Source organism: Kamptonema sp. PCC 6506, assembly GCF_000180455.1.
In the GTDB taxonomy this organism is placed as follows: Bacteria; Cyanobacteriota; Cyanobacteriia; order Cyanobacteriales; family Microcoleaceae; genus Kamptonema; species Kamptonema formosum.
Genome location: NZ_CACA01000230.1, coordinates 1 through 7,256 on the forward strand (window position 1 = coordinate 1; position 7,256 = coordinate 7,256).

Annotated in this window: 10 protein-coding genes; 8 read left to right on the forward strand and 2 right to left on the reverse strand. The window is 45.8% G+C overall.

The features are described from left to right. The coding region (locus tag OSCI_RS11970) for an RNA methyltransferase (RefSeq protein WP_157135559.1) at nt 1-642 on the reverse strand (642 nt) is incomplete at its 3' end. Between the two features lie 48 nt (nt 643-690). On the opposite strand from OSCI_RS11970, the gene OSCI_RS28445 reads away from it, so the two are divergent. The 5 genes from OSCI_RS28445 to OSCI_RS11985 all read left to right on the forward strand — a co-directional run bounded on the left by OSCI_RS28445 (nt 691) and on the right by OSCI_RS11985 (nt 4,226). Beyond that, nucleotides 691-846 (forward strand): DUF2256 domain-containing protein, encoded by a 156-nt coding sequence (locus OSCI_RS28445; RefSeq protein WP_071592459.1) that lies wholly within the window; start codon nt 691-693, stop codon nt 844-846. A gap of 58 nt (nt 847-904) precedes the next feature. Next, complete coding sequence (locus OSCI_RS11975; protein WP_007355214.1) at nt 905-1,840, forward strand: isoaspartyl peptidase/L-asparaginase; 936 nt, start codon at nt 905-907, stop codon at nt 1,838-1,840. Between the two features lie 367 nt (nt 1,841-2,207). Further along, a complete protein-coding gene (locus OSCI_RS11980) occupies nt 2,208-3,410 on the forward strand; it encodes a helix-turn-helix domain-containing protein (protein WP_007355215.1) in 1,203 nt (400 codons plus the stop codon). Nucleotides 3,411-3,592: 182 nt separating this feature from the next. After that, on the forward strand, nt 3,593-3,745 hold the full coding sequence (locus OSCI_RS30690) for a hypothetical protein (protein ID WP_007355217.1): 153 nt from the start codon (nt 3,593-3,595) through the stop codon (nt 3,743-3,745). 139 nt (nt 3,746-3,884) lie between these two features. Further along, nucleotides 3,885-4,226, forward strand: a complete 342-nt coding sequence (locus tag OSCI_RS11985) for a hypothetical protein (RefSeq protein WP_234708743.1) — start codon at nt 3,885-3,887, stop codon at nt 4,224-4,226. A 183-nt stretch (nt 4,227-4,409) separates the two neighbouring features. Here the strand turns inward: OSCI_RS11985 and OSCI_RS11990 are convergent, their stop codons facing one another. Continuing rightward, entirely contained in the window at nt 4,410-5,282 is an 873-nt protein-coding gene (locus OSCI_RS11990; RefSeq protein ID WP_007355219.1) for a carbohydrate ABC transporter permease, read from the reverse strand. A gap of 66 nt (nt 5,283-5,348) precedes the next feature. Between OSCI_RS11990 and rpsF the strand changes: the two genes are divergently transcribed. The 3 genes from rpsF to OSCI_RS12005 all read left to right on the forward strand — a co-directional run bounded on the left by rpsF (nt 5,349) and on the right by OSCI_RS12005 (nt 7,233). Continuing rightward, entirely contained in the window at nt 5,349-5,693 is a 345-nt protein-coding gene (gene rpsF / locus OSCI_RS11995; protein ID WP_007355220.1) for a 30S ribosomal protein S6, read from the forward strand. Between the two features lie 294 nt (nt 5,694-5,987). Continuing rightward, nucleotides 5,988-6,548 carry an Npun_F5560 family protein gene (locus tag OSCI_RS12000; protein WP_007355221.1) on the forward strand — a complete coding sequence of 187 codons (561 nt, stop codon included), beginning with the start codon at nt 5,988-5,990 and terminating at the stop codon, nt 6,546-6,548. Next, nucleotides 6,541-7,233 (forward strand): hypothetical protein, encoded by a 693-nt coding sequence (locus OSCI_RS12005; protein WP_007355222.1) that lies wholly within the window; start codon nt 6,541-6,543, stop codon nt 7,231-7,233. The genes OSCI_RS12000 and OSCI_RS12005 overlap by 8 nt, the downstream gene beginning before the upstream one ends. Nucleotides 7,234-7,256 lie beyond the last annotated feature (23 nt).

Below are 7,256 nucleotides of genomic sequence, written 5' to 3' on the forward strand. Positions count from 1 at the left end.
TGGGCTATTCTCCTCCACTTCCCCATTCCCCATTTCCCCATCTCCCCCATTCCCCATTTCCCCATCTCCCCTGCTCCCCTGCTCCCCCGCTCCCCCGCTCCCCTGCTCCCCTGCTCCCCCGCTCCCCCGCTCCCCCGCTCCCCCGCTCCCCATCTCTCCTGCAACTTGGTAAAGCTCGTAACAGCAAATAGAGACGGCTTGGGCGAGATTAAGGGAAGCATAGGTGTCGCTGGAGGGAATGCGGATCAGGCGTTGAGCATAGCTTAATTCGGCATTGGTTAATCCTTTGTCTTCTCTGCCAAAAATTAAGGCAGAGGGGCATTCTAGGAGCCAAGGCAAGGCGGATTTGGGATTTTCTAGGGTGGTTGGGAGGGAGCGATAAAGACCTGTAGTGGCGATCGCTCTTTGGCATCCCTGTAACGCTTCTGGCAAAGTTCTTACTATCTTGGCTGCTTCTAAAACATCAGCGGCGTGAACTGCCATTTTTCGGGCTTCTTCCCCTAAGCGATCGCACTGGGGATTTACTAGCACTAACTGATGTAAGCCCATATTTTTCATGACCCGTGCCACAGAACCCACATTTAAAGGCCCTGCGGGTTCCACTAAAATTATCCGTATCCCGCCTAAAGCTGTTTCTAGCATTTGTATTTGGGAGAGTTTAAGCTAATAATTTAAAATCTAAATTTGACTATGCCACGAGTGCGATCTAAATCTGAGTTGCCAACAAAAATTTGCCCGGTTTGCCATCGCCCTTTTAGTTGGCGTAAAAAATGGGCCGATTGCTGGGATGATGTTAAATACTGCTCTGAACGTTGTCGCCGCCGCCGTTCTCAAGCTCAGAGTTAGAGGGGAGAACTGCCAAGGCCCAGAAGACGCAGAGGGAAGAAATATTGAGGTTTAAATAATGGTTTCTGGACGGGTAGAACCTAAGTTGGTAATTCATGGTGGTGCTGGTAGTTCTCTGAAAGGTAAGGGGGGACTGGAGGCGGTTAGGAAGTCGCTTTATCAGGTTTTGGACGTAGTTTATCCCCTGTTGAAGGATGGCGCTAGTGCTGTCGAAGCGGTGGCGCGGGGTTGTCAACTTTTGGAGGATGACCCGCGATTTAACGCGGGTACGGGTTCGGTGTTGCAATCTGATGGACAAATTCGGATGAGTGCTTCGCTAATGGATGGTTTTACTCAGAGTTTTAGCGGGGTAATTAATGTTTCTCGCGTGCAACATCCGATTGAGTTAGCGAAGTTTTTGCAGGGTTCTGACGATCGCGTGTTGTCTGATTTTGGGGCCTTGGAATTACTGCGGGAATTGCAATTGCCAATTTATGACCCGATTACTGATTTGCGGTTGCAGGAGTGGATGCAGGAACGCCAGGGAAATTTTAACAAGGATATGGCGACTGTAGTGGCGGAACCCGCTGGTACTGGTACGATCGGCGTGGTGGCCTTGGATGTTGAGGGACGTTTGGCGGCGGGTACTTCTACTGGTGGTAAGGGTTTTGAGCGGATTGGCCGCGTGAGCGATTCAGCAATGCCTGCGGGGAATTATGCTACTGGCAGTGCGGCGGTTAGCTGTACGGGGATTGGGGAGCACATTATGGATGAGTGTTTGGCTCCGCGTATTGTAATTCGGGTGACGGATGGTTTTACTTTGAAGGCCGCTTTTGAGCGTTCTTTTGCCGAGGCCCACGAACATCAGCGCGATTTTGGCGCGATCGCCATTGATGCTAGTGGTGCGATCGCTTGCGGTAAAACCAGTGAAGTTTTATTAGCTGCTTTTCATAATGGTATGGAAATGGGCGATACTTTAGAATTAAATCAGGGAACTCTGATTTTTATAGCTTAGAAAGTCGGCAGTTTGACTCCGGCGATCGCAACCGCTTTCAGCGGTTAGGGGCTAGGGGCTAGGGGCTAGGGGCTAGGGAAAGAAGGGAAAGAAGGGAAAGAAGAGAATAGAATCAGCGAGTTTCAGTAACTCAGAACGTCCTAACTACCAAGAAGGTTGCTATAAGTAGGTTTTTTCTGCTGTTTAACTCTCGTTTAGCGCGATCGCCATCAACAAGCTTCACCCGGAAAGCGATCGCCAGATTTCGTTCCCTTTGGTCTTCCCTAATTATCCCCTCCTGCGCTCTCCCTCTCCCTGGCATCCGGAATCAGTACCGATTTGTAGAAGAAGTTACAGAGATACCTCGCAACAAGAGAGGATAACAATCATGGTACTGAAACCTGTGACCTACTTCGGCGCTCCTGAAAACACTACTGTTGAAATATCACAAGAAAGCTTTCGCTCTATTCTCGGACAAATAGAAGCTGAACTCCACTGTAGCGAAATCTATAGCCGTGCTTTAGCAAGTTTGCAAACAATGTTAGGCGAAGCAGCTTCCTCTGCGGAGATCCTGATCAAGGCCGTTAGCCGAGAAGCTTTGCGACTCGCATTCCAACGAGTACCAAAACAAAATCAAGCTCAAAAGCAAATTATTGAGGCGAGAAATTCAGCTACAAACGTCTCTGATACAGCTATTGGGGAAACCACAACCACCCCTAATCGCTCCCGCGTTTCAGATCGGCCGGCTCCGCCGCCGCCGCTGGTACCAGTATCTATTATGTATCAGCGTCAAACTTTAGAAGATACTTCAACTACCGCAATTGCCAAACCTGATTCTGGCAACTCTGACACAGATATTGATACTTCCGATCGAGACAATCAACCTCCCCAAGAGGAGTTTAAAGAAGTTGTGCATCCTCCGATAATGGGGATAGCTGCACCCGCTCCTGCTGATAGTAAATTTTCCTTAATAACGCCCGGTTTCCCTAGAAAAAAAAGGCTTTCTAAGACTGAAAAAGCGGCTTTAGCTATCCAAGAAAGAGAAGATCGATTGCGAGAGCTAGGCGTAGAATTGCGGAAGGCTAGACAAGTGCGATCGCTCTCTCTCCAGCAACTTCATAGTCAAACTTTAGTGCCTGTGCATCACTTGGAATCGCTAGAAAAAGGTCAGATAGAAAAATTACCGGAAGATATTTATATTCGAGGCTTTATTCGCCGCCTCGGAAATGCTTTAGGACTTGATGGTAATGCTATGGCTAATTCTTTACCTGTACCTGATGCTAGCAAAACTATGTTGCCTTCTTGGTCTTTGCCAGAAACGGAGATGGTAGGATTTGATTTACGCCCAGTTCATTTATACGTCGGCTATACTGCTTTAATGGCCGGGGCTGTGGGTGGTATTGCTTGGTTATCCCAGCAATCTATACCAGGTGCTACTGCGGTTCCGAATAAGCCTATTCCTTCGCCTGCTTCTGTTTCGCCTGCCCAAAAGCGTCAAGCTCCAACGCCGAAACCAGGGATTAAAAAGTCAAGTCACGGAGGTATTATTGTCGGGTCTGATATGGCTCCGCCGGAAATGATTTTAGCTTAGAAGGTTGCAATTTGAACGTGGATAGGACTTATACCAAATCCAGCTTAAATACCCTGTCGATCTCTGAGTCTACAAAGGCAGATTTCGTTTGTTTAGTAACGGTTTAACCGCCGAGTAATACCAAATCCGGCTTTACTACCCCCTTTATTGTCATTGCGAAAAGCCGAAGCCGCAAGCGAAGCGTGGCGGGAAGCGTGGCGGGAAGCGTGGCGGGAAGCGTGGCGGGAAGCGTGGCGGGAAGCGAAGCAATCGCAGAGACTAAGCGATTGCTTCGCTTCGCTCGCAATGACGGATTATTGGTAATAAAGGGGATGACTAACCCGGATTTGGTATAATAAAGGAAGTAGCTAACTCTGATTTAGTATTACGCAAAGAAACCGAGTTTGTTAGAAAGATATACAGCGTATTTTCGTAAAAAACCCGGTTTCTTTGGTTAGGTACGTAAGTCCTGAGTTAGTAAACATGGAGGTGATAATGACTGGCAAAGAAAAAGAATTCAACGATTTTAAAAAACAAACACTTGAGCTAACGATACTAGAAAAAATGTCGGCTCTTGCTAAAGAAATAGAGTTAGATTTTGTTGGAATAGAGACCTCTCTAGATATTTTCCCGTCGGGTGCTGCCATGCTTGATATTCGCTTAAATAATAACGAGCGGGTGTTTGTAATGGATTACTCTCCTACCTACCATCTTTTTTCGATTGATGAACTAGGAGAAAATGAGGGGTTTAATACAGGTTACACATATAACGTGGAAGATTTCTATGTCGCTACAGAGATACTATATAAATTGATAAATTCTGATAAAACAAAATGATAATACAAAAATAAAAGCATTTAATTTGTATCATGTCACTTTGAGCATAGAAAAACTTTATTCTGGCGGTTTCGGGATTTTAGTCATTCTCAATAATTGATTATTTTCAGGTGAAAACCTTACAAAAGCGTAGAGTCAGAAAATTATCTATTCAGAATGACATAATAGGGATAATTTCAATTTCTATCCTTTGACACCTGCGGCTACATCTGTGGGTACAATGTACTTTTGTAGGATTAGAAATAAAGCAATTGCTGGGGCAATGGAAATAATAGAACCAGCAGCTATTAAACGCCAATTTAGGGAAAATGTACCTGCTAAAGTGGCTACGCCTAAAGGTAAGGTGTAATATTCTGGTCTATCTAAAACTAGCAATGGCCAAAGAAAGTCACTCCAAGAACCAATAAAAACAAAAATGGCTAAGGTTACTAAAGCTGGTTTAATTGATGGGATCATAATGTGCCACCAAATCCCTAATTCCGAACAGCCATCGATGCGGGCAGCTTCTTCTAATTCTTTGGGAACTGCTAGAAAGGCTTGCCTTAATAAAAATATCCCAAAAGCTGAGGCGATACCGGGTAAAATAACTCCTAAATAACTATTTTTTAACCCCAAGTTTACGGTTAAAATATAGAGGGGAATCATTACAATTTGGAAAGGGATCATAATTGTAGTAACAACTCCAGTAAAAATTAGGTCGCGTCCCCGAAAATCTAATCGGGCTAAGGGATAAGCTGCTAAGGAACAAAATAGGAGATTGAGGCTAACTGTGAGTGCGGCAACGAGGGTACTGTTGAAAAGGTAAGTGCCAAAAGGGTTAGTTTGCCAAACGGTGACAAAGTTTTGTAGTGTTGGTTTCTGTGGCAAAAGTTGCGGGGGAAACTGAAAAATGTTTTCTGTGGGAGATTTGAAAGCCGTACTCAGCAGCCAAAGTAGGGGAAAGAGCATTATCAGGGCGATCGCACTTAGCAAAATATAAGTCCAAACCGTTCTCTGGCGAGAAGTGCGAGAGATTTGGGGTAGAGAATTGGTTTTTTTAGTTTTGATATTGCTCATAAGTGGTGTAAAATGATAAATCCTTGCTTCGAGAGAAGCCTTGCTGTCCATAAGGAGACTATTAGCATGAAGCCATTTATTTACGAGACAATGTATATTCTGCGCCCGGATCTGGGAGAAGAACTCACAGAAGCCGCGATCGCGAAGTATCAAACTATTTTGCGCGATCAAGGGGCTCAGAATCTAGAAACTCAGCATCGCGGTAAACGCCGCCTCGCCTACGAAATCCAAAAGCAGCGCGATGGGATCTACATTCAGATGAACTATACCGCTCCTGGTACTGCGATCGCCATCTTGGAACGTGCCATGCGTCTGAGCGAAGATGTGATTCGCTACCTTACTATTAAGCAGGATGCACCGACTGTTGTCGAGGAAGAAGTTGCTGTGGAAGCGGCGGAAGAAGCCGCTTAAGGGATTTTGGAGTGGCGATCGCCATTCTCTTTGACCCGTCGGGGGTTAAAACCCCCGTCTCATAGAGAGAAATTGGCGGTTGAAACCGCTTCTACACAAACAAAGTCCGCCTGCGCGGACAGAAGAATATAAAGGGGTATTTAAACTGGATTAGTATCATAACCTTTTTCAAGGGCCGACCCTAAGTTTATAAATCCAAACTCAAATCCAAACTCAAAAGTTAAAACTTGCCTCAGTGGTAGTAGAGAGACTATTTTTAAATAGACATATCTAAAAATATGGGAGCTAATAGTCATGGTCAGCCAAGCTAAAGTTCAAACGTCACAAGAGCTACAAGCGGAAATATCTCGCCTGAATGAAGAGTTGCAAATGCGCGACCAATTGGTTCAGCAGTTGTCTCAAGAACTTTTCCGGCTGGTAAAGGGAAATACTGGGTTTACACCGGTTCCAGAGGCTTCTGAGCGCCAACAAGCTCAAATGCAGTCTCTAAGAGAACAACTGCAAGATGTTGAGCAACAGGTAGGTTTTTATCAAGAGCAAATTGCTGAGCGAGATGCTGAGGTTTACCAATTGCGCCAATCTGTGCAAGAGTTGACCGATCGCTCAATGATGCTGGAACAAGTAGTACAGGAGTTACCTGGGGTTTACCGCCAAAAGTTTTCCGAGCGCATTGGCCCGGTGAAAGAAAAGGTGGAAATGCTACAACGGGAAAATCGCCAATTGCACGCTGAATTGCAGAGTGTGAGTTACCGTCTGGCTGTGAGAAACCGCCGCGCTAAGGGTTTGGATTTACCGACGATCGGAGGTTCTGAGGATTCTGGCATGATTCAGATGCCAACTTTTGGAAATGCCTAAAGTTTTGATTGTGGTGGATGCTGATTTTGAGCCGGCTTCCCCGACGGCGCAAATGGTGGAGGCTTTTCAAGTAGCGATCGCAAAGAGCTCTCCGCCAACTGTTGCTGATGTCTGTTTAATTTCAGATTTAAACTTGCCTGCGATCGCGCCTAGTGAAGCTATTATTTGTCCTTTAACCCTCGATGTACCCGATACCTTGGTATTTCCTGGTAAGATGGTCTATCGAGCTTGTAGGGATGTATCGGCGATGCGCGATCGCGTCGAGCAACAGTTAGGCGTGCGATCGGGAGTTGGTAATTTTTGGCTGCCAGTGGTATTAACTGCTAAAGGCCCTCTTTACGGTGAAGCGATCGGTTTAGAGGCGGATAATTTATCTGCTGAGCCCAATTACTCCATGCCGATACACCTATCGGATATTTGGCGACAGCAGCTTTACGAGTTGGCGTTTCGGTTGTTAAAGTCTCTTTCGGCTACCCCAGCAACTTACCTGATGCAGTTCGGGTTTGGAGACAAAGAGATTTATTTTGATAGACTATGGCCGTTTCCGGCTGCACCTGCGATCGCCTCTTTAGGCATTCAAGTCCCCGATTTATTCGCCTGTCACTGTTACTGCTTGACAAATATGCCTATTTACGATCTGCAAATTACTTCTGCTATTGCGTGTCAAACTGCTGCGGTAAAATAACCGCCAAGATCGTATTAATTCTA

Bases quoted from the DNA above. Each gene is read 5' to 3' on its own strand.
- OSCI_RS11985 (WP_234708743.1), top strand. From the start codon at position 3,885: ATGACTGGCAAAGAAAAAGAATTCAACGATTTTAAAAAACAAACACTT.
- OSCI_RS12005 (WP_007355222.1), top strand. From the start codon at position 6,541: ATGCCTAAAGTTTTGATTGTGGTGGATGCTGATTTTGAGCCGGCTTCC.
- OSCI_RS11980 (WP_007355215.1), top strand. From the start codon at position 2,208: ATGGTACTGAAACCTGTGACCTACTTCGGCGCTCCTGAAAACACTACT.
- OSCI_RS11975 (WP_007355214.1), top strand. From the start codon at position 905: ATGGTTTCTGGACGGGTAGAACCTAAGTTGGTAATTCATGGTGGTGCT.
- OSCI_RS11990 (WP_007355219.1), bottom strand. From the start codon at position 5,282: ATGAGCAATATCAAAACTAAAAAAACCAATTCTCTACCCCAAATCTCT.
- OSCI_RS12000 (WP_007355221.1), top strand. From the start codon at position 5,988: ATGGTCAGCCAAGCTAAAGTTCAAACGTCACAAGAGCTACAAGCGGAA.
- OSCI_RS28445 (WP_071592459.1), top strand. From the start codon at position 691: ATGCCACGAGTGCGATCTAAATCTGAGTTGCCAACAAAAATTTGCCCG.
- rpsF (WP_007355220.1), top strand. From the start codon at position 5,349: ATGAAGCCATTTATTTACGAGACAATGTATATTCTGCGCCCGGATCTG.